This window comes from Chryseobacterium amylolyticum (assembly GCF_051011775.1).
GTDB lineage: Bacteria > Bacteroidota > Bacteroidia > Flavobacteriales > Weeksellaceae > Chryseobacterium.
The window spans coordinates 55,780-79,830 of record NZ_JBPCHX010000006.1; the positions used below are offsets into that span (position 1 = coordinate 55,780).

The 24,051-nt window shown below is 37.9% G+C and carries 21 protein-coding genes and 1 tRNA gene; 14 read left to right on the forward strand and 8 right to left on the reverse strand.

The annotated features are described in order from the left end of the window. The first annotated feature begins 71 nt into the window (after positions 1–71). The 3 genes from ACR1PO_RS16800 (at position 72) to ACR1PO_RS16810 (ending at position 2,273) form a co-directional block, all read left to right on the forward strand. A complete protein-coding gene (locus tag ACR1PO_RS16800; RefSeq protein ID WP_332387052.1) occupies positions 72–434 on the forward strand; it encodes a VOC family protein in 363 nt (120 codons plus the stop codon). A 10-nt stretch (positions 435–444) separates the two neighbouring features. Continuing rightward, complete coding sequence (locus ACR1PO_RS16805) at positions 445–945, forward strand: endonuclease V (protein ID WP_433987511.1); 501 nt, start codon at positions 445–447, stop codon at positions 943–945. A gap of 152 nt (positions 946–1,097) precedes the next feature. Beyond that, complete coding sequence (locus tag ACR1PO_RS16810; protein WP_433987512.1) at positions 1,098–2,273, forward strand: acetyl-CoA C-acyltransferase; 1,176 nt, start codon at positions 1,098–1,100, stop codon at positions 2,271–2,273. 410 nt (positions 2,274–2,683) lie between these two features. Here ACR1PO_RS16810 and ACR1PO_RS16815 read toward each other — a convergent pair whose 3' ends face one another. Further along, on the reverse strand, positions 2,684–6,025 hold the full coding sequence (locus ACR1PO_RS16815) for a DEAD/DEAH box helicase (RefSeq protein ID WP_433987513.1): 3,342 nt from the start codon (positions 6,023–6,025) through the stop codon (positions 2,684–2,686). Positions 6,026–6,160: 135 nt separating this feature from the next. On the opposite strand from ACR1PO_RS16815, the gene ACR1PO_RS16820 reads away from it, so the two are divergent. The 3 genes from ACR1PO_RS16820 (at position 6,161) to ACR1PO_RS16830 (ending at position 9,101) form a co-directional block, all read left to right on the forward strand. Continuing rightward, on the forward strand, positions 6,161–6,958 hold the full coding sequence (locus ACR1PO_RS16820; RefSeq protein ID WP_433987514.1) for an SDR family oxidoreductase: 798 nt from the start codon (positions 6,161–6,163) through the stop codon (positions 6,956–6,958). 76 nt (positions 6,959–7,034) lie between these two features. After that, positions 7,035–7,949 carry a helix-turn-helix domain-containing protein gene (locus tag ACR1PO_RS16825; RefSeq protein WP_433987515.1) on the forward strand — a complete coding sequence of 305 codons (915 nt, stop codon included), beginning with the start codon at positions 7,035–7,037 and terminating at the stop codon, positions 7,947–7,949. Positions 7,950–8,120: 171 nt separating this feature from the next. Continuing rightward, complete coding sequence (locus ACR1PO_RS16830) at positions 8,121–9,101, forward strand: T9SS type A sorting domain-containing protein (RefSeq protein ID WP_433987516.1); 981 nt, start codon at positions 8,121–8,123, stop codon at positions 9,099–9,101. Between the two features lie 89 nt (positions 9,102–9,190). Here ACR1PO_RS16830 and ACR1PO_RS16835 read toward each other — a convergent pair whose 3' ends face one another. Next, positions 9,191–9,793: a GNAT family N-acetyltransferase gene (locus ACR1PO_RS16835; RefSeq protein ID WP_433987517.1), complete on the reverse strand. Its 603-nt coding sequence runs from the start codon at positions 9,791–9,793 to the stop codon at positions 9,191–9,193. A 188-nt stretch (positions 9,794–9,981) separates the two neighbouring features. Between ACR1PO_RS16835 and ACR1PO_RS16840 the strand changes: the two genes are divergently transcribed. Continuing rightward, complete coding sequence (locus ACR1PO_RS16840) at positions 9,982–11,142, forward strand: MFS transporter (protein ID WP_433987518.1); 1,161 nt, start codon at positions 9,982–9,984, stop codon at positions 11,140–11,142. Between the two features lie 44 nt (positions 11,143–11,186). On the opposite strand, the gene ACR1PO_RS16845 is transcribed toward ACR1PO_RS16840, so the two are convergent. Continuing rightward, positions 11,187–11,576 carry a hypothetical protein gene (locus ACR1PO_RS16845; RefSeq protein ID WP_433987519.1) on the reverse strand — a complete coding sequence of 130 codons (390 nt, stop codon included), beginning with the start codon at positions 11,574–11,576 and terminating at the stop codon, positions 11,187–11,189. Positions 11,577–11,720: 144 nt separating this feature from the next. Here ACR1PO_RS16845 and ACR1PO_RS16850 point away from each other — a divergent pair, with 144 nt between their 5' ends. Beyond that, positions 11,721–12,215, forward strand: coding sequence for a MarR family winged helix-turn-helix transcriptional regulator (locus ACR1PO_RS16850; protein ID WP_433987520.1), 495 nt, complete (start codon positions 11,721–11,723; stop codon positions 12,213–12,215). Then, positions 12,212–12,976 carry a hypothetical protein gene (locus tag ACR1PO_RS16855; protein ID WP_433987521.1) on the forward strand — a complete coding sequence of 255 codons (765 nt, stop codon included), beginning with the start codon at positions 12,212–12,214 and terminating at the stop codon, positions 12,974–12,976. The genes ACR1PO_RS16850 and ACR1PO_RS16855 overlap by 4 nt, the downstream gene beginning before the upstream one ends. Before the next feature lie 91 nt (positions 12,977–13,067). Here the strand turns inward: ACR1PO_RS16855 and ACR1PO_RS16860 are convergent, their stop codons facing one another. After that, a complete protein-coding gene (locus ACR1PO_RS16860; protein ID WP_433987522.1) occupies positions 13,068–13,310 on the reverse strand; it encodes a hypothetical protein in 243 nt (80 codons plus the stop codon). A 188-nt stretch (positions 13,311–13,498) separates the two neighbouring features. Between ACR1PO_RS16860 and ACR1PO_RS16865 the strand changes: the two genes are divergently transcribed. The 4 genes from ACR1PO_RS16865 to ACR1PO_RS16880 all read left to right on the forward strand — a co-directional run bounded on the left by ACR1PO_RS16865 (position 13,499) and on the right by ACR1PO_RS16880 (position 16,440). Then, positions 13,499–14,794, forward strand: a complete 1,296-nt coding sequence (locus ACR1PO_RS16865) for a cryptochrome/photolyase family protein (protein WP_433987523.1) — start codon at positions 13,499–13,501, stop codon at positions 14,792–14,794. Between the two features lie 204 nt (positions 14,795–14,998). Next, entirely contained in the window at positions 14,999–15,385 is a 387-nt protein-coding gene (locus tag ACR1PO_RS16870; RefSeq protein WP_433987524.1) for a Rid family hydrolase, read from the forward strand. Between the two features lie 468 nt (positions 15,386–15,853). After that, positions 15,854–16,045 (forward strand): hypothetical protein, encoded by a 192-nt coding sequence (locus tag ACR1PO_RS16875; RefSeq protein WP_433987525.1) that lies wholly within the window; start codon positions 15,854–15,856, stop codon positions 16,043–16,045. Between the two features lie 323 nt (positions 16,046–16,368). Next, positions 16,369–16,440: transfer RNA gene (locus ACR1PO_RS16880), tRNA-Arg, on the forward strand. A 307-nt stretch (positions 16,441–16,747) separates the two neighbouring features. Here ACR1PO_RS16880 and ACR1PO_RS16885 read toward each other — a convergent pair. Continuing rightward, positions 16,748–17,518 (reverse strand): alpha/beta hydrolase, encoded by a 771-nt coding sequence (locus ACR1PO_RS16885; RefSeq protein ID WP_433987526.1) that lies wholly within the window; start codon positions 17,516–17,518, stop codon positions 16,748–16,750. A gap of 9 nt (positions 17,519–17,527) precedes the next feature. Further along, positions 17,528–18,637 carry an epoxide hydrolase family protein gene (locus ACR1PO_RS16890; protein WP_433987527.1) on the reverse strand — a complete coding sequence of 370 codons (1,110 nt, stop codon included), beginning with the start codon at positions 18,635–18,637 and terminating at the stop codon, positions 17,528–17,530. Positions 18,638–18,976: 339 nt separating this feature from the next. Here ACR1PO_RS16890 and ACR1PO_RS16895 point away from each other — a divergent pair, with 339 nt between their 5' ends. Then, positions 18,977–19,618 carry an NAD(P)-dependent oxidoreductase gene (locus tag ACR1PO_RS16895; protein ID WP_433987528.1) on the forward strand — a complete coding sequence of 214 codons (642 nt, stop codon included), beginning with the start codon at positions 18,977–18,979 and terminating at the stop codon, positions 19,616–19,618. A 258-nt stretch (positions 19,619–19,876) separates the two neighbouring features. Here the strand turns inward: ACR1PO_RS16895 and ACR1PO_RS16900 are convergent, their stop codons facing one another. After that, positions 19,877–20,644 (reverse strand): methyltransferase domain-containing protein, encoded by a 768-nt coding sequence (locus ACR1PO_RS16900; protein ID WP_433987529.1) that lies wholly within the window; start codon positions 20,642–20,644, stop codon positions 19,877–19,879. 78 nt (positions 20,645–20,722) lie between these two features. Then, entirely contained in the window at positions 20,723–23,515 is a 2,793-nt protein-coding gene (gene uvrA, locus ACR1PO_RS16905) for an excinuclease ABC subunit UvrA (RefSeq protein ID WP_433987530.1), read from the reverse strand. Positions 23,516–24,051: the final 536 nt, after the last annotated feature.

The following is a 24,051-nucleotide window of genomic DNA, read 5'->3' on the forward strand; positions in this document are numbered from 1 at the left end:
GGAAATTAAATTCTTGTTTAAGATTAATAACCTTGGTAAGGATTAAAAATAAGGCTCAAAAAATCAGGCATATGAAACCAATATTGAAATCCATCAGACCTTTTATCGGGGCACAGGACTTTGAGATCAGCAGAAGCTTTTACAGGGATCTTGGGTTTGAAGAAATTGTTCTGGAACCAAAACTGTCTCTGTTTATAAGAGATGAGATAGGTTTTTATCTTCAGGATTATTACGCAAAAGACTGGGTTGATAATACCATGGTTTTTATGGAAGTTGCCAGCACGGATGACTTCTGGAATGAGCTTTTGTCTCTGAGCCTTACCGATAAATATGAAAATGTGAAGCTTACTCCCGTAAGAACAATGGATTGGGGGAAAGAATGTTTTGTACATGATCCGTCGGGGATTTTGTGGCATTTCGGTGAGTTTTTTTAAGAATGGAAATATGATTTACGCATTTGATACTTACTATTATGAGGACTATGCCAATACCGTATGTATTGCATTTGAAGACTGGACATCTGAAAAAGAAGTGGAAACTTTTATAGAACAAACACCCGTGAGTTCGGAATATGAAAGCGGGGCCTTTTACAAAAGAGAATTGCCCTGTATTCTGAGTCTGCTGAAAAAAATAGCATTAAGCCCCGAAGATATTATTATTGTTGACGGATATGTCACTTTGGATAATGATGGAAAAATAGGACTGGGAGGACATCTTTACGAAGCATTGGAAATGAAATATCCTATTGTTGGAGTGGCAAAAAATGAATTCACAACTCCAGACTCCCGGCGTAGAAGTGTATTCCGTGGAGATAGCAAAACCCCGCTTTTTGTTACCGCCAGAGGGATTGATATAGATGAAGCTAAGTGCATGGTAGAGAAAATGTATGGAAATTACAGAATACCCACGCTTCTGAAAAAACTGGATCAGCTTAGCAGAGCATAAAAACCGAAATCTTACCGTAAAACGTAAGATTTTTTTAATTTATCAATATACCGATCGGTATTTTTTATTATCTTTGTTGAGTTCCCTTGCAAAGAAAAAGGGTTTTTTTTAATTTGAAATATACTGATCGGTATATTATAAAAGTGAAATCAATGAAAGAAGTATTTATAGTAGCAGCAAAACGAACCCCCGTTGGTGGTTTTATGGGAAGCCTTTCCGGCTTTACAGCTCCTCAGCTTGGAGCTATTGCCATAAAGAACAGCTTTGAAAGCCTCGGGATTGCTCCGGAGCATATAGACAGTGTGTATATGGGAAATGTACTGAGTGCAGGACTTGGACAATCACCGGCAAGACAGGCTGCAATTTTTGCAGGAATTCCTGTTGATAAAGATGCTACAACGATCAATAAGGTCTGTGCGTCCGGAATGAAATCAGCCATGATGGGTGCCCAGCAGATCCAGCTTGGATTGGAAAATATCGTTATGACAGGAGGAATGGAGAGTATGAGCAATGTTCCGCATTACGTCAAACTACGACAGGGAACCAAGTTAGGAGATACCAGCCTCACGGATGGACTGATAAAAGACGGGTTATGGGATGTCTATAATGATTTTCACATGGGAAGTGCTGCTGAACTGGGAGTAAAAAAATATGGATTAACAAGACAACAGCTTGATGAATATGCATTGTTCTCATACCAGAGAGCTCAGGACGCCGCAAAAACCGGGAAATTTAATAATGAACTGATCACAATATCGGTGGAAGGTAAAAAAGGAACAACAGCTGTTGATAAAGATGAAGATATTGATAAATTGATACCGGAGAAAATTTCTCTCCTGAAACCTGCATTTGAAGCAGACGGAACACTGACGGCTGCCAACTCCAGTAATCTGAATGACGGAGCAGCAGCATTGCTGTTAGTGTCTAAAGAAGCCCTTGAACGTCATCATCTGAATCCGTTGGCCAGGATCATCGCTTATGCAGATGCAGCCCAGGCGCCGGAATGGTTTACTACTTCTCCGTCTGTAGCGATTCAGAAGATCCTGAAACAAACCGGCCTCAGTTTATCCGATATTGATTACTTTGAAATTAATGAGGCTTATTCCTCAGTCATCTTGTCCAACCAGCAGATCCTAGGGTATGATCTGAACAAGGTGAATGTATATGGTGGAGCAGTTGCTTTGGGACATCCTATTGGCGCTTCAGGAGCAAGAATTGTTACCACTCTCGTCAATGTACTTCGTCAGGAAAAAGGAAGATATGGTATAGCTGCCATCTGTAATGGAGGAGGGGGTGCTTCGGCAATTCTTATTGAGAATGTAAGTTAAACAGCTTAATACTTAGATTATTATTATATAGAACAGACCTTTCTTGAATAAATTCAGGATGGGTCTGCTTATTTATAGTATATTGATGATCTGCTGTTAAATTGAATGATTCCTTGGTTACTTCTAACAGACATGGGTATTTTTTATCTGAAATGATAAATATCATTACTTTATTATTTTTATTCATTCTAAATAAATATAAATTTGCCTCAGGAAAATTAAATAGTCCTTTTAAAACCTTCTTCAGTAACGCAGCAAGGAATTCAGAAAAAAATAGTACAGCAGACACATCATATCTAAATCATATCCATATCAATTTTTGTTTTTTATCGACAGGTTTTTACCTGTCGGTTTTATTTTTAAAGAACTGTAAAGACTTCTGTTGTAAGCCTATGAATAAAGAATGCACATTATGAACCGGGCCCAAGTAAATCCATAAGATCCTGCTTAGACAGTCCCTGAAGCTTCTTACCATCGGTAGTGAGCAGATTCTGAGTCAGTTGCTTTTTCTTTTTCTGAAGCGTAAGAATTTTTTCTTCAACGGTATTGGAACAGATCATCCGTACAGCAATTACATTTTTGGTCTGGCCTATACGGTAGCAGCGGTCGATGGCCTGGTTTTCCGCTGCAGGGTTCCACCATGGGTCTACAAGGTAAATATAATCAGCCTGGGTAAGATTGAGACCAACACCGCCAGCCTTTAAGCTGATCAGAAATACACGGATATTTTCATTGTTCTGAAAATGTGCTACCTTTTCTCCTCTGTCTTTCGTCTGCCCTGTTAAATATTCATACCCGATGTTGTGCTGTTCCAATTCTGCCTTTATCAGATCCAGCATTCCGACAAACTGTGAGAAAACAAGGATTTTATGATCTTTTGACTTTCCAAGGATCTGTTCCGTCAGAATTTCAATTTTAACGGCATTTTCACCGGAATATCCCTCTTTCATCAAAACAGGTGAATTACAGATCTGTCTGAGCCTTGTAAGCCCTGTAAGAACGTGCATGCTGTTTTTATTCAGGTCATCGTCATCATTGGCTGCAACAAATTCACGGAGCTCTTTTTCATAGGCGTCGTAGATCTTGCGCTGTTCCGTATTCATTTCACAGTAAATGACTGTTTCCGTCTTCTCCGGAAGTTCTTTGGCAACCTGTTTCTTTGTTCTTCTGAGGATGAATGGCTTTACTTTTTGCTGAAGTTCGATAGCGCGTTTGCTGTATTCAAACTTATCAATGGGAATGGCATAAATATCTTTAAAATACTGCTTGCTACCCAACAATCCGGGACAGGCAAAAGAAAGCTGGCTGTAAAGGTCAAAAGTACTGTTTTCAACAGGGGTACCTGTCAGTACAATCCTGTTTCGCGATTGAAGCAGACGGGCGGCTTTATATCTTTCTGAATTTGGATTTTTAATTACCTGGGATTCGTCCAGAATTACATAATTGAAATTAAAACTTTTCAGAAACTTAATGTCTGAAAGCAGCATTCCGTAGGTGGTGAGAACTACTTCATAGCCGGGCATATGAGCTGTAGTTTTCGGCCTGTCGGCACCATAATGAAGCAGAACTTTTACAGATGGCGCAAATCTGCTGATCTCTTCCTGCCAGTTGAACAGCAGGGAAGTGGGAACCACAATCAGGTTGGTTGTATACCCCCTTTTTTCTCTCTGTGAAAGAATGAAAGCAATGATCTGGATCGTTTTCCCAAGACCCATGTCATCTGCAAGACACCCGCCGAAGTTGAAGTCATCGAGAAAGTTGAGCCAGTTAAGCCCTTCATGCTGGTAATCCCTGAGTTCTGCCTTCAGTTCAGCAGGAATAGCAGCTTCCGGAATATCCTTTACTTTTGAAAACTTTGCGGCATAGGAAGTAAGTTCTTCCTGAATTTCCTTGCTCAGGATTTCTTTTTCGAACAGCGATGTCACTTCCGTAAAATTGATTTTCGGAATTTTCAGGATTTCTTCATCTATTTCTCCTGCCCGGAAATAAGCGGATATCTTTTCCATCCATTCTTCAGGAAGGATTCCCATACTGCCGTCATCTAACTGGACGAATTTACTTTTATTCCGGATCGCACGGTGAAGTTGTTTTAAAGAAGCTTCTTTAGGACCAAATCCTACTTTTAATTTAGCATTAAACCAATCCAGGCCGCTGGTGATCTGAATATTGATTTTAGCCCGGTGGGCGTTTAATTTATTGTTTTTTAATTCGTTAAAGCCAAGTATGGTTATTCCTTCATTTCGCCACGTCTCAAAAGCATCAAGAAACCAGTTGTTATCCAGGAACTTATCTCTGTGAAGGTAAAAATACTGATATCCGTCCATCTGTGCCTCAAAATCAGGATGCTGCTGCATAACCAGGGAGGTAAAACGGGCTTCTGCTGATTCATTCCTTTCTATTTTAAATGGATTGCCATTCTGATCGGTATCAAAAATCTGCTTTCTTGAATACACCGGAACTTCTATGTCACCATATTTCATGACCGGTGTAATTCCTATATAATTTTCCTGCTGACGGAGATAAATAACTTTTTCAACCTGATAATTTTTATCTTCAAGCTGTACTTCTGTTGCATGTTGTATATAGCTGTAATTGATGTGAATATGTTCTTCAATTGTTGAGAGGATATTCTGCATGAATGCCTCGTATTTTGAAGAATGAACCAGCAAAATCTCATTATTAGCCTTAAAAAATCTTATGATTTTGAGCATGTATGGATTATCTACAAAGCTGAAAATGTTACGGTTATATACAAAATATTCATTTCTGAGGATAACATTTTTGAAAGGGACAGAAACATCATTGAATTGCAGTTCTCCTGTTATTTCATAAAACGGATCTTTCTTAAATACAGATAATTGCACCTCGGCATCTAAAGTATTTAATTCAACTTTAAAAAGTGATTTTGCAGAAACCGTTTCTGCGATTTCCCGGTCATGATAATAGACCTCCAGTTCCAGGGGATTCTGTACAATGAGCTTTAAAGCTTCCAGTTCTGCCGGATTGTAATCTTCATTGTAGTTGTTCTGAAAGGAAGTAATGGCTGTATAAAACTTAATGTCTGCAGGTTTTTCTGCTTTCCATATCAGCTGCATGGCATCAACAGGGGAAACCGGATTTTTTATTTTTCCTGACTGTGTTGTTTCTGCTTCCATTAACGAAAAGGTCAGGTGGTTATAATACCTGTGTTTACCAATTATAAGGATTTGTTTTTTAGCTGTTTTCTGAATAGCCAGTTCATCCAGCTTCGAAGAAAACTGAGGCACCAGGTCCCTTTTTAAGATAACATCATCTACAGGAAGCATTTCCTTGATTTTAGGAACTGCCTCAATTCTGCCGTCAGTATATTGCAGTTCAAAATACTGATCCAGATCCGCTTCGTTTTCAAGACCATATCCTCTTGCTTTGGGAAGAAAAATCTTTTTACGGAGCATATCATCGAAAAACAGCCGGTAATTCTTATCTTCTATGATACAGTGGATAATTTCTGCCTGATGAGTGCAAAGCTGCTCCTTTTCATTGTCACAGGTGCAGGAGCAGAGCAATGAACTGCCGATTCTGGTAATGCTTACCATCGGGAAGTCATATAAAGAAGACTGCTTTGTAAATATTGCAGTGTTTTTTTCAATGGCAACGGGGTAAATTTCCCGAAAATCCCTGATCCCGATAAATGTACTGTCTGAGGTATGTTTCAGCAGGTCGTATACGGTAAGTGTACTGATATTGACGTTGTCAAGAATATATTCTGCCATAAAATTGATAGAGCAAACTTACAAAAAACAAATCTATATTTCGTATCCGTTTTGGCTACAGCTTACCCCATTTTGGCAACTTCCGGATTTCTTCCATTGCAGAACTTTGTCATGTAATTTTAAAACAAGAAAAAAATGAAAACAATTTTTATAACAGGTGCTTCTACAGGATTAGGAAAAGCAACTGCCCGATTATTTCAAAACAAAGGATGGAAGGTAATCGCTACCATGAGAAACCCTGAAGCGGCAGCTGATCTTGCTGCTTTGGAAAATGTAACTGTACTTCCGCTGGACGTTACCAAACCGGAACAGATCAAATCAACCGTTAAGCAGGCTCTTGAGCTGGGAGACATTGATGTGGTTTACAACAACGCAGGATATGGGCTTATAGGACCTTTGGAAGCGCTTTCTGATGATCAGATCGTAAAACAGCTGGACACTAATTTATTGGGCGTTATCCGTGTAACACAGGCATTTGTTCCTTATTTCAGAGAGAAAAAGAACGGAATGTTTATTTCTACCACTTCGATTGGGGGACTGGTTGCTTTTCCGTTGGGTTCTACTTATCATGCAACAAAATGGGCACTGGAAGGCTGGAGTGAAAGCCTTGCTTTTGAGCTTAATCCATTTGGTATAGATATTAAAACCGTGTCTCCGGGAGGTATCAAAACAGATTTTGTAAGCCGTTCCCTGGACTCAGCATCCACTCCGGCATATGATGAAATGACGAACTCCCTGTTTTCTAAGATGGGAGAGATGATGGAAGCTGCTTCTACACCGGAGCAGATTGCAGAAGTGGTTTATGAAGCTGCTACAGATGGTAAAAAACAGTTAAGATACGTTGCCGGTGAAGATGCAAAAGCATTATATGCACAGCGTATTGAACTTGGCGATGAAGCTTTCAGGGAAGAATTCCGTAAGCAGTTTATGTAATCTGAAACTTAAAAGACAGTATAAAGTAAATCACATTTATACTGTCTTTTCCTCTAATAATTTATAATTTTATATCATGGAAAAGAAAGACAATACCCCTCTGAAAATTTCATCCATATCGGAACTGCATGATATACTGCAGCTCCCCAAACCTCTTCATCCGATGGTAAGCCTTGTGGACAATACAGAAATGAAGGTCAATAAAGAGATGCTTAAGAGAAGTTTTATTCTGGATTTTTATAAAATTTCGTATAAATATTCTACCAACGGAAAAATGGGTTATGGACAGGGTTATTATGATTTCAATGAAGGAGGAATGATGTTTACAGCTCCGGGACAGGTTCTTTCGACCGATGAGAATGCTGAATATTCCGGCTATACTTTACTTGTACATCCGGATTTTATCAGAAGTTATCCTCTTGCCAGGAACATTAAGAACTTCGGTTTCTTTTCTTATGATACCAATGAGGCTCTTCATCTTTCCGATCAGGAAAAAACAACAATAACAGGACTTCTGGATAACATCAGATACGAGCTGAATACAGCGATTGATGAAGTAAGCCAGGATGTTATCATTTCTTATATTGAAGTTCTTCTCAATTACAGCAATCGCTTTTATAAAAGACAGTTTATCACAAGAAAGGCTGTCAATCATGATTTGCTGACGAAGATGGATATTGTGCTGGAAGATTATTTTAATAAGCAGGAAACGCTGAACAAGGGACTTCCTACAGTTGAATTTCTTGCTTCCACGCTGAATTTATCACCTCATTATCTGAGTGATATGCTTCGTAATCTTACCGGACTGAATGCCCAACAACACATCCATGAAAAACTGATTGAAAAGGCGAAAGAATATCTTACCACTACAGCTTTCTCCGTATCAGAGGTAGCCTATGCACTGGGATTTGAGCATCCGCAGTCATTCAATAAGCTGTTTAAAAAGAAGACAGATAAAACACCTCTGAGTTACAGACAATCATTCAATTAAAAAGATATCACCCGGCCGGACACCGGGTGTTTTTTTGTTCACAGAAAATAATGATTTATGCTGATATAAAAAATACCTGATTTCAGGTAGATAAAAATACTTTTTTTTCAGGATTGATAGCTTTTGAAACTAAAAATACATTTGTTATAGCCAAATTTTAAACAAAACAATATGAAAAAGCTAAATTCTGTTTTATTTCTTGTTGCAGGAATTATAGCGTATGCTCAGCCTTCCGTGACGAGATCTGCTGTTGACAGGGTCAATATACCCTATACGTTCAGAGCAGGAGATGTTGCACCTACGGTGACTGCAGGTCCTTCCGGAGCGAATGTCACATGGGATTTTTCTGCCTATGCTGCTCCCAATGCCAATACAAACACTACAAAAGCCTGCCCGGGTGAAGCTGACTGTTTCAGATTTCCGACGGCTAACAGGATAACCAAACCGACCCTTTCTGATGTCTACGATTTTACTTCCATATCTGATACACAGGATGTAATGCTTGGAACTTATGCCAATACGGGAGATATGCTGATGGCTTATTCGGATCCTTTAGTTAATTTTAATTTTCCGGTTACCTATCTGCAGCAGTTTACAGATACTTATCAGATCAATATCACTTCAGGAGGAGTACCTAACGGGACAGAAACAGGGCAGGTAGAATATACTGTGGATGCCTATGGAACCATTACGACTCCTACGGGAACTTACCCGAACGTTCTGAGAATAAAAAGAATGAGGACAGCTACGCAGACACCGGGGCCTTTCAATTATACCAATGAGTCTTATATGTGGGTAAGCCAGAGTGCAGGTATTGTATTTAATTTTGCGATTAATACTTTTACCATCAACGGGAATACAAGCGTTGTGAAAAGTGTTTCTTATCCTGAAACGGTTACTTTGTCTACCGCTGATCCGGAAACCCGACATAAAGATGTATCCGTTTATCCGAATCCGGGGGCCGATTTCATTACATTAAGCTCTAAAGAAAACATCAACAAAATAACGGTGACATCATTAGATGGTAAAACGGTTTTAACAGCAGTGAATTCTAAAGTGATCAATATTTCCAGCCTTCCGAAAGGAGTATATATTCTGCATGGGGAATTGAAGAGCGGCGGTTCCGTTTCAAAAAAGATGATTAAAAAATAGCAGGGATTCAGTTTTAAAGCCTTTATAAAGCGGCAGTATGATGTCTTCCATTGGAGTAGATTCATACTGTCTTTTGTGATATATTGACTTTATTGTTTTTCCTTGATCAGTCTTTCGATTTTAAGCTTTGCAGCATTCCATTCATCATCGATAATACTGTAATAGGCAGCATTTCTTGTGGTTCCGTCACCTGATACTTTGTCTTTTCGTAAAATACCTTCGAATACACCACCAATCTTTTCAATTGCCTTTCTTGACCTGAAATTATTGTCTTTTGTTTTTAACTGTACTCTGTTGGTTTTCAGGATTTCAAAACAGAAGGTTAAAAGCATTAGTTTACATTCAGGATTGATCGTTGTTCCCCAGAATTCTTTTGCAATCCATGTCCATCCGATTTCCAGTTTTTTATCTGCAGGATAAATTTCAAAAAAACGAGTGGAGCCAATCAGTTTCTGAGTTTCTTTATGACGTATTACAAACGGGTATTGATTTCCGGTTTCTCTTTCACTAAGGGCAAACTCATAGGTTTTATAAAATACAGTTCTGTCTGGGCAGTCCGTAGGAATCAGTTCCCAAAGTTCTTTATCTGCAGCCGCAGCATATAATTCTTCAAAATGTTCTTTTTCAAGAGGTACCAGTTCAACTGTTTTTCCGCCTAAAATTGTCGGATAGGGAATCCATTTCTCTTTCATGGTTCATTTTATGAACGAAATTAATGAAAATTGAAGACCTGAGGATCAAAAGTAAAGTGATATTTTACTAAAACGGCAGGCGGTTTATTCTTTATTGGTTAAAATGGAACGTAAAAATGACAAAAACGGATTATATTTTAACAGATGGGTGTATTTAACTTTGCAATGGAATTTTATCACCCTGTATAATGAATGAGAGAGAATCTTTTAATGCAAAAATGCCGACAGCCTGCTTCTTACTTTTCTTTGCCCACGGACTTGTTTTTTCTTCCTGGGCCAGCCGTATTCCTATCATTAAAAATGCCCTTTCCATCAACGAGGCAGAATTGGGAACACTTTTACTTCTGATGCCGATCGGACAGCTTTCCACAATGGTTCTGGCCGGGAAGCTGATCAGTATATACGGAAGCAGCTGGATCATTAAAAGATGTTTTTTGCTATATCCTTTCTTTCTTTTACTGATCGGTTTATCACCTTCCTACTGGACTCTCGCAGTGGTCCTGTTCTTCTTTGGAGTATCCGGGAACATGTGCAATATAGCGATCAATACCCAGGCTATTGAAATAGAATCCATGACCAAAAGAACTCTTCTTTCATCATATCATGGAGCATGGTGTTTTGCCGGGCTTACGGGAGCAGTTCTCGGTTTATTGATGATCAGTCTTCATGTGGGAACTTTTTATCACTTCGTGATTATTTTTATTCTTGTAGGAATACTCTGGTTGTACAGCCGGCAGAATCTGACCAATATTATCCATAAAGCAGAACCTCAGACCCGTTCAATTTTTAAATCTGTAAATCCGACACTGATTGGACTGGGAATTATAGGTTTTCTGAGTATGGCAATTGAAGGCGCTATGTTTGACTGGAGCGGAGTTTATTTTCAGACTATAGTTAAAGCACCTGAAAATCTTGTCATACTGGGCTATACGAGTTTTATTTTAATGATGACTTTAGGTCGTTTTATCGGAAACAGAGTTATTGAAAAATACGGGAAAAAGGTTGTCCTGCAATGTTGCGGGTTACTGATGAGCGGAGGACTTTTTCTTAGTGTTTTCTTTCCGGAACTCTGGATCTGTATCATTGCTTTCATGATCATAGGGCTTGGAAGTTCCCTGAGTGTTCCATCTGTTTACAGTACGGTGGGAAAGGTGAGTACGGTAGCGCCGAGTATTGCACTCTCATTTGTATCCAGCATTTCATTTTTAGGATTTCTGATGGGGCCGCCTCTCATCGGCTATATTGCCGAAAGTTTTGATCTCAGGTATTCATATGGTCTTTTTGCCTGCTTTGGAATTCTGTTGGCTATAATGGCCGGACAGATGAAAGTATTCAGGAATAAGAATTGATTTTACGACATTTCGATATCTGTCAGGAGATTATCATATGAAATTTATAGCCATTTTTCTATGAGATGAAACCAAAGCGCTTTTTCTTCATTGAGCAGAAAAACGGCTGATGATGCTCTTCTGGTAACAGTTTCTCCCGTAATCTGTGTTTCAGTATAGGTGGCAAGTCCATGATAATCAGTATGGTTTACTTCTATGTTTTCTACCTGGATAGTACGTTCCGGAAATTTACCGAATACGGTTGGAAGCCAATCGGTGAGCATAGATAAAGTGACTGTATCGCCATTTCCATTAAGCATTTTGAATTCCGGCGGGAATCCCGACAACAGTTTTCTGTAAAGATTTTCCTGGTTTTCTGTTTTACCCTGGAACCATTTCTCAATATTCTTATGGAATTCTACAATTTCCCAAATGATTTTTTCTGTATGATTCATGTTTAAAAGTATTATATTTTTTTGGTATTCATGCGGCTTTTCGGAAAATAATACTTAATTGTTTTAAAATGGTAATCAAAAAAAATATAAAGTTAACTATATAGTTAACTTTATATTTATATATTTGCTGTAAATATATTTCAAATGGATTTTGACTTTATTAAAGAATTAGGATATAAAGCTTTAGACAGCAGACTGAAGAGAATCAGTGACCGGATGTCTCATGATGTCAGAAAATTTTATAAAGAATTTGGAATTGATGTAGAACCGAACTGGTATCTCGTCTTTATGCTGCTGCAGAAGAAAGGAGAAATTTCAATTACCGATATTGCTGAACCGTTGGGATATTCTCATCCTTCGGTAGTGGTCATCGTTAAAAAAATGACTGAAAAGGGTTATCTGACTATCAAAAAAGACAGTGTGGATAAACGGAAACAGATGATTTCATTATCTCATAAAGCAATAGAAATGCTGCCTGAACTGGAGAAGGTATGGGACAGCTGTGAAAAAGCCATATTGAAGGTATTGTCGGATGACCTTTCGGTTTTCACGTATCTGGACCATATCGATCAGGAGCTGAAAAATGAATCTTTCCATCATCGTTTCAAAAAAGAATATTTAAAATCAAACCCATCATGAAAACATTACTTCTTATCACAGCATTCATTTTTTCCCATATGATGGTTTCTGCAACGGAAACAAAAATCATGATAAGGGCTAAAGCAAGGGATGCCAAATTTATCGGAACCTCATTGGGAGGAGCTCACATTATTATCAGAAATAAACTGAATCAAAGAATTCTGGCAGAAGGAAAAACTTCAGGAAGCACCGGAAACACAGATCTGATAATGAAAGCGCCAAAAATCAGAGGAAATTCCATTGCAGATGAGCAGACGGGAGGTTTTATGGCTGCGGTAGATATTGATGAACCTACATTTGTGAATATAGAAGTGATTTCTCCTTTAAACAGTAAACAGGCACAGGCAGTTGTCAGTACAGAACTGTGGCTGATTCCCGGAAAACATATTCTTGGGGAAGGAATTATCCTTGAAATTCCGGGGTATATTATTGATATTCTGAAGCCCAGAACCCATCAGTATATTGCATTAAACAGCATTAAAGACAAACCATTTCTGTTCCAGGCCAATATTGTTATGATGTGCGGATGTGTCATTGACAAAGGGGGGGTATGGAATTCTGATGAAATTGAAGTAAAAGGGATCCTGAAGAAAGACGGAAAATTCGTGAAAAACATAGATATGTCTTTGGTTTCAACCAACCTTTTTGAAGGAAGCCATATCATCAGTTCTCCCGGTAATTATGAGCTTGTGCTATACGCTTATCACGAGAAAACAGGAAATACAGGTGTTGATAAAGTAAATTATGTTGTTTTCGAGTAAAAGAAAACTAAAATAGAATATACGGATAAAAAAGAGATTGTCTCAAAAGTTAAATTGTTTGACTTTTGGGACAGTTTTTTATTCGGAAAGATTATAAAACATGAAGTTCTCTGAATACTTCAACAATCGCTTCTATAAGTCCTTTATCTATATTTTTTTCTGAAGCGGCATCCGGCAGAAGAGCTCTTAAGTCGCCGTGGTCGTCACGTTCAATAACAACTTCAGTTCCATCAACATCCACATACAGTTTATAACCATAAGAGAAAGTAGCAAGCTTTCCGTTGAAAAGCAGGTCTTGCCCTTTATAAGTTACCGGTACTTCAAATTCTTCCATTGCTGAGAGGTTCTTTCATTTAAATTCCTGTAAAGATCGGAAATTTTAATGGATATGGTCAAATAAATTCGTATGATAAAGCTTAATTAAGACTTATCTTAAGATTTTATGCGATAATCAGTATCTTTATCTTTTGTGAGAACATTCCAGGCAAAGGAATGATAGAAGTAGTTTGAATTTGAAAAATCATGAAAAGCAAAATCACCCTGTTCTGGCTGAGACGTGATCTGAGGCTGGAAGACAATATCGGACTTCACCATGCGCTTCAGTCAGGTGCTCCGGTAATGCCTGTTTTTATATTTGATACCGATATTCTCGGAAAGCTGGAAGATAAAGAGGACCGGCGGGTTGATTATATTCACCAGGTTTTGACGGATATCAATATTTCATTAAAAAAGTACCATTCAAAGCTCAATACGTACTATGGCAGACCTATTGAAATATTCAGGAAACTGTCAGAAGAATATGATATCGAAGGTGTATTCTGTAACCGGGATTATGAGCCTCAGGCGATTGAAAGAGACAAGGAAATCTATTATTTTTTTACTGAAAAGAAGATTCCTTTTAAAGCCTGTAAAGATCAGGTGATTTTTGATAAAAACCAGATTGTTAAAAAAGACGGCACCCCATACACGGTGTACACGCCATATGCAAAGAAGTGGCGGGAATTATTAACGCCTGAACATTATCAATCGGTTACATTAAATTTTAAAAACCTCTTTTCGCAGGAGTATTCTGATATCCTAACGGTAAAGGAAATTGGTTTCAAAAAAACAGATTTTAAATTTTCTAAGCCTGTTCTGGATGCTTCCATTATTGATGATTACGACCAATATCGTGATTATCCGGCACTACAGCATACAACACAGCTCGGAATTGCTTTGCGCTTTGGAACTATCAGCATCAGAAAATGTGTGGCTTTTGCATTGAAGCATAATGCTGTATGGCTTTCGGAACTGATCTGGCGTGAATTCTTTATGCAGATTTTATATCATTTTCCGCAAGTTGTCCATCAGTCTTTTAAAGAAAAGTATGATGATATTCAGTGGCGGAATAACGAAGAAGAGTTCAGACACTGGTGCGAAGGAACAACAGGATATCCCATAGTAGATGCCGGGATGAGAGCGCTTAACCAGACAGGATATATGCATAACCGCGTGAGGATGATTGTGGCAAGCTTTTTATGTAAACATCTGCTGATAGACTGGAGGTGGGGCGAAGCCTATTTTGCTTCAAAACTGAATGACTATGATCTCGCAGCCAATAACGGAAACTGGCAGTGGGCAGCAGGAAGCGGCTGTGATGCAGCGCCTTATTTCAGGGTTTTTAATCCGACAGCCCAGGCTGAAAAGTTTGATAAAGACCTGCAGTATATTAAAAAATGGATCCCCGAATGGAATACCCCTGAATATCCTTCACCCATAGTAGAACATACGTTTGCCCGTGAAAGGGCCTTAACTGAGTATAAGAAAGCACTGGCATAATATGATCCATAAAAATGTTATCAGGCAAACCCATTATCTGATATGAACGCTTAACGCCGGATATGTATATAATGTAAATATAAAACTACGGTATTTCGTATTTATTTTACAAACGAGGTGTTGTGTAAATTGTTGATAATTAATTATTTGAAGTTTTGTGCGTATTTGTTGAATATAAAGTATGGTAATAATAAAAAATAAATTATGAATACTAAAGAATTCAAAACCTTTGATATGCCTTGGGAAAAGGTATACGGATATGTACAATCGGTGAAAAGCGGTGATACGGTGTGGATCTCAGGACAACTGGGACATGATAGGGAAGGAAATCTTGCAGAAGGAATGGAAAATCAGTTCAGGCAGACGTATCAGAATATAGGCAAATTACTAAGTGAATTTGGATTAAATGCGAGCCATATCACAGAAGAAGTTATCTATGTAACGGATATGCAGGAAGGGTTTGCAGGCCGCCAGGTTTTTGGAAAAGAATTCTATGGTGAACCCTGTATTGTTGCCAGCACTATTGTTGGAGTGACTGAACTGGCTCTCCCGGGCCAGAAAGTGGAAATTAAAATTACAGCGAAAGCTTAAAGATAATCTTTATGATTATTTAACCTTAAAAACAGCAGGGTGAAGGTATCAGCAATAGATTGAGCATATGATTGAGATCATATTGCCATGATATAAGTGCTTATTATATTTGGCCCATTGAAAATTTCATATTTCTGACAAATTACAGTATGACCTCCCAGTGATTCGGGAGGTTTTTTGTTGAAGATTCTGTGGTATAGTTTGTTCATTCTTTTAAGTAGCCTGGCTTAAAATCAGGTTGACGTGGTTGTTTCTATACGTGGAATATTGGAGACTCTATATTGTGGTTTTTCTTATCAACAAAAGCAGGTGTCAATTTACTATAAATATATCACCATCTAATGAAAAGCTTTTAATGAGCTGATTTAAGAAAGAGTGGAGGCTGAATATTCTTCTAATAGTTTTACGGAAATCCGTATTTAATATCTGAGGCCTTACTATATTTTTACAGCAATTAAATAATGTACTATGAAAAAAATAATTTTACTAATAGGAATCGTTGTTGTATCGATATCTTGTAGCGGTGGCGGAACTGATTCTGTAGGATGCTCCTACAATGGGCATATTTTGCATGTAGGCGAAAAAGGAGGATGTTATTATGTAAATTCTTCAGGTAATAAAGAGTATGTAGAGAAAAAATATTGTAGTAGTTGTTACTAAAAACAATCCTCACCTAATAGTGGAGATTGTTATGTCTAATCTCCATTTTCATTTTTTAGGCATGATTTATTGGTTTTAAAATTGCCAATATACAAACAATTAATACTCACGCCTTACGGTATCCGGTAGAGTTATGACTACAATCATAACCGTAAAAATACGGAGGTATTATATTTGAAAACGATAATTAAAATTGTTTGAAAAGAGACATTTTTTTTACCTCCTGATAAATTGGGAGGTTTTTTTGTAAAGATTTTTAAATATCAGATTCTGTGGTATATTATTCTTTTGGAGAATAATTTGTAATTTTATTATTCAAACCAGGCCTCATAGTTCAATGGATAGAATAGAAGTTTCCTAAACTTTAGATCCAGGTTCGATTCCTGGTGAGGCTACAATCCGTGCTGGAAGGAGAGTATATAGATAAAAGAATCTGCCCTTTAGGGGCAGATCCAGTAGATAATACATCTCATTTTTTTAATTAGACAACAATAAAAAGCACAGCCGACAATGCTGTGCTTAAATTTTTATTTCAAATTTAATTGCAATTTCAATAGTAGTAAGAAAAGCAAATAAAGTTTCCACTTCGATGTTTATTACATAGTAAATGTAGTAATAATTTTAATACGAAACATGAATTAAATGTTAAAATTCACAAGTTATCCACAAAAAATTGTGGATAACTTGTGATCATCTTGAAAACTACTGTTCAGAAAGGTATTGTAAGATAAAATCATTTATGGTCCGCTTTTCTTCATCACTTCCCTTATTATCCATATGACCATGATTGATCAAAGTAGGCTGCACTGTGATATGATATTTTTTCTGTTCCCCTTCATCAGGCAACACGCCCAGATCCGCAGGGTAATCATTGGAACGTAAAGTATAAATTTTAGGAACGGAAGTCCTCGGCAGAAACATTCTCCGGTTATCCATTGTAATCAGCTTATACACCATATTAGGATGCTGGTTGCTGAACAATGCAGCCATATCACCGCCATTGGAATGTCCTATTAAGGTAAGATGCCGGAAATCGAGGTCAGGATTTGTTTTTTTAAGTTCATTAATCACAAACAGAATATTGTCTGAACCACTTTGCCAGAAGGGCCTTCTTACGATCTGCGGAATTCCTTCCGTAGGTATTAAATTGTCTGTTGCAAGTTCATGCTGAATACTTACCGTGAAATATCCTTTTGAAGCCAGCTTTTCCGTTAAATAAGAGTAAACAAAATAATCTCCGCCTTTATTGAAGCCATATCCATGATTGAAAATAATCACCTGTTGGCCGGGAATCTTTTTATTGGTTTCAGGCTGGTAAATGACAACAGGAATCTTACGGTGCCTGCTTTGGTCAAACAGGGTTAAGGTATCCAGTTGTACTTTGTAATCATTGTGTTCAGTCTTCTTTTTTTGAACAGAACAGCTCATGACCAACAAAGGAATTGTAAGAGTAATGGATATAGGATATTTCATGGTTTGATTTTATGTGACAGAATAAAAGAATGACCTTAATTCGTCTGCAAATATATGGGGTAATTCCAGTGCTGCAAAATGTCCTCCTTCATCCATTTTTTTAAAGCTGGTCACATGTACGAATCGTTCTGCCCATTCTTTTGGAAACTGAGCTTCACGGGGAAATACAAGCACACCTGCAGGGACATTACTTTTTTGATGAACCTGGGTTCCGCTCCATAAAGCTGCTGCGTCTTCCTTATACATTCTGGCAGAGGAACCTATGGTTTGTGTTACCCAGTAGATCATAATATTGGTGAGCATTTCATCTTTTCCGCCAAATGCAGTCTCAATAAGCTCCGGAGGAGCGCCTGCATTCGCAAAACTTATGATCCAGCCTGCAAGCCCAACGGGAGAGTCATTCAGGCCGTACGCTAGCGACTGTGGTTTGGTAGACTGTACCATCGCATAAGCACCTTCACTATACCACCATTGCTGGACAAACTGTGCAAATTTCTTTTCTTCTTCACTCATTGTTGACGGATCCTCCTGACCGGTTGGATATCCTACGTCTGTAAGGTGAACGGCTTCCATTACTTCAGGATACTTTGAAGTCAGCGATTTTACAACTCCCATGCCTATATCTCCTCCGGCAGCACAGAATTTTTTATATCCAAGTACTTCAGTCATCAGTTTTTTCCACAAATCTGCTACCTTTTCACTGCTGACTGCTGTTTTATCAGAAAATCCGAATCCCGGGATGGAAGGAATAACCAGATCAAAACTCTGTTCACCTTCTGTAAGCAATGGAATGATCTTATGGAAACGGTAGTAACTATCCGGCCAGCCATGCGTAAGGATTAAAGCCTTGGGATTGGGACCTTTACCCCTGATGTATTGAAAATGAATCAGAATTCCGTCTATATGTGTTGTATACTGAGGATGTTGATTCAATTGCAGCTCATTCATCCGCCAGTCGTAATCATTGATCCAGTATTGAGTAAGTTCTTTCAGATAGGTTTCGTTGGTTCCGTAATGCCAGCCGGCACCTTCAGGCTCGTCAGGCCATCGGGTATTTTGTAAGCGGGTTTTCAGGTCGGTTATCACCGATTCGGGAATGTTAACAGTAAATGGTTCCATATAATTATATTTTTATTTGGTGTAGTTGGAATGTATTGATAGTAAGATTGTTATCAAAGTTAAATACTTTATGTTTTATAAAGTGTTGTCAAAATCATAAATTTTTTGATTTTTTAATGCTGAAAAAAAAGTAACTTTAATTCATTAAAATCTCGTAATACATATTACTCTTGTTCAGGGATATTCTGATCCATGAAATCTTAGGTTCAAACTTCTGAACCCGATACATTTATTATATATCATTATCAAAGCGAAAAACAATATGTCAATTGCTTTATCAATGGTCATTCGCGGTTAATCTGCTTTTGGCTGTTGATGTTTACCATTAAAAAAATCATTATGAAAACATATACAATTGCCGTTATCGGCGGAACGGGAAAATCCGGACAATATCTGGTAAAACACCTTCTTGAGAAAGGGCATTCTCTTAAGCTATTACTGAGACATCCTGAAAACTTTACTCTTCAGAATCCTTTAATTGAACCGGTAAAAGGAGATGCGAGGGATGAAGCAGCGGTCCATAAACTGATTACGGGAACTGATCTTGTCATGAGTACTTTAGGTCAGCCAAAAGGGGAGAAGTCTATCTTCAGTGATGCTGCGAAAAATATAATTAAAGCAATGAACTCACATGGAATCACCCGGTATATTGTCACTACCGGACTGAGCGTAAATACCTTATCCGATCAAAAAAATGAAAGAGTAAAAATGGCTACAGAATGGATGTATCAAAACTATCCTGAAACTACTGCAGATAAGCAAAAAGAGTATGAACTCCTTCTGGGAAGTAACCTGGACTGGACCTTGGTAAGGTTACCATTAATTAACCTTACAGATGAAAACTTCACAACTGAAGCAAATCTGACAGATTGTAAGGGAGAGAATATCAGTGCTTCAGATCTTGCCGGGTTTTTGGTTTCTCAGATTGAAAATTCAGATTATACACAGAAGAGTCCGTTTTTATATAATAAAGTTGTTTAAACTGTACAAAACCACAAAAGTCACAAAAGGCTTCATTTTAAAACACTTAAGTTCATTTAAGTAAGTTTAAAATGATACCGCAGAAAAGTACACTTAAGGTTTGATTCTTAAAAAATTGAAGTGTTTAAAACTTTTGCGCCTTTTATGGTTAAAATAATGAATATAAAAGTTTAAACAACCTCAATCTGAAAAATTAAAGAATGCTAAAAAATAAGCTGTCATAAAATCGTGACAGCTTATTTAATAGATAAAGATCTTTTATTTCTTACGTCCGTACATCAGGATGCGCTTAAATGCATAAATGGCCGGATATTTTGTAAATCTTTTTGCAATACGGGATTTAAATTCGGTGATGAAACTTTCTTTCTGTTCTCCTTCAAGGCGTTCAAGATAAGGCAGTAATGCGGTTCCTGAGATAAAGGCATATAAAGCTTCGTGATCATCTGCAATGATAGGATAAACCTTCTGGAAGATTTCTATATCCTGAATTCCGTTGTCAAATAATATCTGTGCATAATCATCCATGGAAAGTACCGGGGAATCCCGTTTAAAATGATGTAAATAAGTGACATAAGGTTCTTCATCTGTCATTTGCGCCAGGATCTGGTTCAGTATATTTTCATTCTGAACAGGCATCTGGATAGCTAGCTGACCTCCAGGTGATAGCAGCCCGATGATTTTAGGAAATAAAGTTTCATGATCATCCACCCACTGCAAAGCGGCATTACTAAAGACGAGATCCCACTTCTGGCCAATCTGCGCTGTTTCCTCAATGGTCTGAAGCTTAAAATGCAGATTCTCTCTTTCATATCTCTTTGATTTTTCAAGCATTTCTGCTGATGAATCAATTCCTAAAAATGTAGAACCTGCCAGTTTTTCTGTCAGGATGGAGGTTTGTTCTCCGGTGCCACAGCCTAGGTCAATGGCTTTTAAATTGTTTTCAGGCCTGATTAATGCAGCTAAATCATAAAAAGGTTTATAACGCACATCTTTGTACTGATCGTATAGTTCGGGATTCCAGGGCATAACATAATTTTGTAATGGTTTAATAAAGATAGAGAATCTGAATAAAAAACCGGCTGTTTTTAAAACAGCCGGTTGTATTTATTGTTCAAGTTTTTCTTTGATATATTTTGCAGTGTAAGATTTCTTGTTTTTAGTCAGATCTTCAGGGGTTCCTGCAAAAACAACTTCTCCACCATGCTTTCCTGCCTCCGGACCGATGTCAATAATGTAGTCGGCGCATTTGATGATATCTGGCTGGTGTTCAATAACAATCACCGAGTGTCCGAGATCAATCAGTGCCTGTAATGATTTCAATAACTTTTGAATATCATGGAAGTGAAGTCCTGTAGAAGGCTCATCAAAGATGAATAACGTTTTATCCGTTGTTACTCCCTTTACAAGGAATGATGCCAGTTTCACACGCTGAGCCTCACCTCCGGAAAGGGTAGAAGAGCTTTGCCCCAATTGAAGGTAACCCAAACCTACTTCCTGAAGAGGTTTCAGTTTCGTTACGATTTTTTCTTCATTGTTATCTTTGAAGAATTCCAGCGCCTCATCTACGGTCATGTGAAGGATATCTGAAATATTTTTCTCATCAAACTTCACTTCAAGGATCTCATTTTTGAATCGTGTTCCTTTACAAACCTCACATTCAAGTTCGATGTCTGCCATAAACTGCATGGAAACGTTGATCACGCCTTCTCCCTTACACTCATCACATCTTCCGCCGTCTACGTTGAAAGAGAAATGCTTAGGCTTGTAACCCATCATTTTGGCTACTTTCTGTTTAGCAAAAAGATCTCTGATATCATCGTAAGCTTTCAGATAAGTTACCGGGTTTGAACGGGATGATTTTCCAATCGGGTTCTGGTCTATCAGCTCGATGTTTTTAATCAGCTTTTTCGGGAATTCTACAGAATCATAGTCTCCTTTTTTACCACCCATTCCCAGCTGAATCTGAATATCATTGGTAAGAATCTCTTTCATCAAAGTAGATTTTCCGCTTCCTGAAACCCCAGAGATTACAACAAGATTTTCCAAAGGAACGTCTACATCAATATTTTTAAGGTTATTCTGGCGGGCCCCTTTAATGTGAATCCATTCTTTTGCTTTTCTGCGTTTTTGCGGGACTTCAATTTCCAGTCTTCCTGTAAGGTATTCTGAAGTAAGGGTGTTGGCTTTTTTCAGGTCTTTATAATCTCCGGAAAATACCAGCTCTCCACCAAGATAACCAGCCTCCGGACCGATATCAATAATGTAGTCTGCAGCCCTCATCACATCCTCGTCGTGTTCTACTACAATAACAGTATTTCCAAGGTCACGAAGGTTTTTCAATACTTCGATGAGGTTTTCAGTATCTTTGGAATGCAGCCCGATAGAAGGTTCATCCAGAATATAAATAGAACCTACCAATGAGCTTCCCAGGCTTGTTGCAAGGTTGATTCTCTGGCTTTCTCCTCCCGAAAGCGTATTGGAAGTCCTGTTTAAGGTTAAATACCCTAACCCTACCTTTAATAAAAATTCCAGACGGGTTGTGATTTCATACAATAACCGTTTTGCGACCTCTTTATCGTGTTCTGAAAGCTTTAGCCCATTGATCAGGGGAGTGAGTTCATCCAGAGGAAGCTCAATCATCGACTGGATATTATGTCCGTCTACTTTTACCCAGCTTGTTTCTTCACGAAGTCTCAATCCTTCGCATGTGGGACAAAGGGTTTTTCCTCTGTAGCGGGAAAGCATTACCCTGTACTGGATTTTATACAGGTTTTCTTCAAGCATTTTGAAGAAATTATTGATGCATGGGAAATTACTCCTTCCATCACCTTTCCAAAGGAAGTTTTTCTGTTCTTTTGTTAGCTGGTGATAAGGTTTGTGAATAGGGAAGTCACCGGCTTTTTTGATGAAATCTTTTTTCCATTCACTCATGGTTTCTCCTCTCCAGCATACCACCGCATCTTCGTAGACCGACAGTGTTTTGTTAGGCACGACAAGGTCTTCATCAATTCCGATGACCTTTCCGTATCCTTCACATGCCGGACATGCACCGTAAGGGTTGTTAAAGCTGAAAAAGTGGACATTCGGTTCAAGGAATTCCATTCCGTCCAGCTCGAATTTATTGGAGAATTCTTTTATCTTGCCAGTATCTGTGTTCTTCAATGAACAATATCCGCGTCCTTCATAAAATGCCATCTGAATAGAATCCGCAAGCCTTTGTAAAAAGCTTTCATCCTCTTCATATGAAAAACGGTCAATCACAAGATTGATGGTCATGCCTTTTTCAGGGGTAAAACCAAAACTTTCCAGGTCTTCAATACCTGCTACATTTCCATTAATTTCAAGTCTTGTGAAACCTGCCAGTTTTAAAACATTTAAAGTCTCTTTAAAATTGTCAGTATCATATTCCAGTGGCGCTGTCAATAGAAAAGAACTGTCTTTTTTGGATGTTTTAATGAAATCAACCACATCCGAAACGGAATCTTTTTTTACTTCTTCTCCGGAAACGGGAGAAAAAGTTTTTCCGATCCTTGCAAACAAAAGCTTCATATAATCATAAATCTCCGTGGATGTTCCCACTGTGGATCGGGGATTGGATGAAATTACTTTCTGCTGAATTGCAATAGACGGCGCAAGCCCTTTGATGTCATCTACTTTTGGTTTTTCTAGTTTTCCCAAAAACTGACGGGCGTAGGAGCTTAAACTTTCAACATATCTTCTTTGTCCTTCTGCATAAATAGTATCAAAAGCCAAAGACGATTTACCGCTTCCTGAAACCCCGGTAATAACGATCAGTTTGTTCTTCGGGATCAGGACGTCTATATGTTTCAGATTGTTAAGATGTGCATTCTTAACGAAAATCTGTTTTTTTATGTCTATTTCTGTTGTGTTAGCCATATTTTGTTTATTCATAAAGTACCTGTACAGCAATAAGGCTGTCAGAATAATGGTGTTTGCCTCAGCATAATACCAGGGCTGTCATCAATTGAAACATTGAATATATTCCTGAATTCGTCTGTCGGTGCGCAGCAATATTTTTTAGAATGCTGTTTCAATATACAGTTGAAAAAGAATGTTTTCATCGTAAAATTAAGACCCACAAAATTACGAAATTTTAGTGAAAATCTTATGTATATCTTATTGTTAAAAATTGTTATAGTGAATGTTAAATTCGAGCGGTACAATTGGGAATATTCTTCTCAATTAACAATAAAAAGAACTTGTTTTATGGACTTACTTTTATTTTACTGTTTATTTTAGGGTATTTTACCTAATTTTTTAAAATACGTTGTATTTTTTTATTTAACTATTGTTTTATATTGTAAAATTATTTAAAATTGTACCCGTAAATATGTAATATAGAAATGAGAAAATTATTCAGAGATCTAGTTACACATTTAATGAGAAAAAGATAGAAATTACTCCCTCACACA

Coding starts and splice junctions, on each gene's coding strand:
- ACR1PO_RS16800 (WP_332387052.1), top strand. CDS start 72: ATGAAACCAATATTGAAATCCATCAGACCTTTTATCGGGGCACAGGAC.
- ACR1PO_RS16805 (WP_433987511.1), top strand. CDS start 445: ATGATTTACGCATTTGATACTTACTATTATGAGGACTATGCCAATACC.
- ACR1PO_RS16810 (WP_433987512.1), top strand. CDS start 1,098: ATGAAAGAAGTATTTATAGTAGCAGCAAAACGAACCCCCGTTGGTGGT.
- ACR1PO_RS16815 (WP_433987513.1), bottom strand. CDS start 6,025: ATGGCAGAATATATTCTTGACAACGTCAATATCAGTACACTTACCGTA.
- ACR1PO_RS16820 (WP_433987514.1), top strand. CDS start 6,161: ATGAAAACAATTTTTATAACAGGTGCTTCTACAGGATTAGGAAAAGCA.
- ACR1PO_RS16825 (WP_433987515.1), top strand. CDS start 7,035: ATGGAAAAGAAAGACAATACCCCTCTGAAAATTTCATCCATATCGGAA.
- ACR1PO_RS16830 (WP_433987516.1), top strand. CDS start 8,121: ATGAAAAAGCTAAATTCTGTTTTATTTCTTGTTGCAGGAATTATAGCG.
- ACR1PO_RS16835 (WP_433987517.1), bottom strand. CDS start 9,793: ATGAAAGAGAAATGGATTCCCTATCCGACAATTTTAGGCGGAAAAACA.
- ACR1PO_RS16840 (WP_433987518.1), top strand. CDS start 9,982: ATGAATGAGAGAGAATCTTTTAATGCAAAAATGCCGACAGCCTGCTTC.
- ACR1PO_RS16845 (WP_433987519.1), bottom strand. CDS start 11,576: ATGAATCATACAGAAAAAATCATTTGGGAAATTGTAGAATTCCATAAG.
- ACR1PO_RS16850 (WP_433987520.1), top strand. CDS start 11,721: ATGGATTTTGACTTTATTAAAGAATTAGGATATAAAGCTTTAGACAGC.
- ACR1PO_RS16855 (WP_433987521.1), top strand. CDS start 12,212: ATGAAAACATTACTTCTTATCACAGCATTCATTTTTTCCCATATGATG.
- ACR1PO_RS16860 (WP_433987522.1), bottom strand. CDS start 13,310: ATGGAAGAATTTGAAGTACCGGTAACTTATAAAGGGCAAGACCTGCTT.
- ACR1PO_RS16865 (WP_433987523.1), top strand. CDS start 13,499: ATGAAAAGCAAAATCACCCTGTTCTGGCTGAGACGTGATCTGAGGCTG.
- ACR1PO_RS16870 (WP_433987524.1), top strand. CDS start 14,999: ATGAATACTAAAGAATTCAAAACCTTTGATATGCCTTGGGAAAAGGTA.
- ACR1PO_RS16875 (WP_433987525.1), top strand. CDS start 15,854: ATGAAAAAAATAATTTTACTAATAGGAATCGTTGTTGTATCGATATCT.
- ACR1PO_RS16885 (WP_433987526.1), bottom strand. CDS start 17,518: ATGAAATATCCTATATCCATTACTCTTACAATTCCTTTGTTGGTCATG.
- ACR1PO_RS16890 (WP_433987527.1), bottom strand. CDS start 18,637: ATGGAACCATTTACTGTTAACATTCCCGAATCGGTGATAACCGACCTG.
- ACR1PO_RS16895 (WP_433987528.1), top strand. CDS start 18,977: ATGAAAACATATACAATTGCCGTTATCGGCGGAACGGGAAAATCCGGA.
- ACR1PO_RS16900 (WP_433987529.1), bottom strand. CDS start 20,644: ATGCCCTGGAATCCCGAACTATACGATCAGTACAAAGATGTGCGTTAT.
- uvrA (WP_433987530.1), bottom strand. CDS start 23,515: ATGGCTAACACAACAGAAATAGACATAAAAAAACAGATTTTCGTTAAG.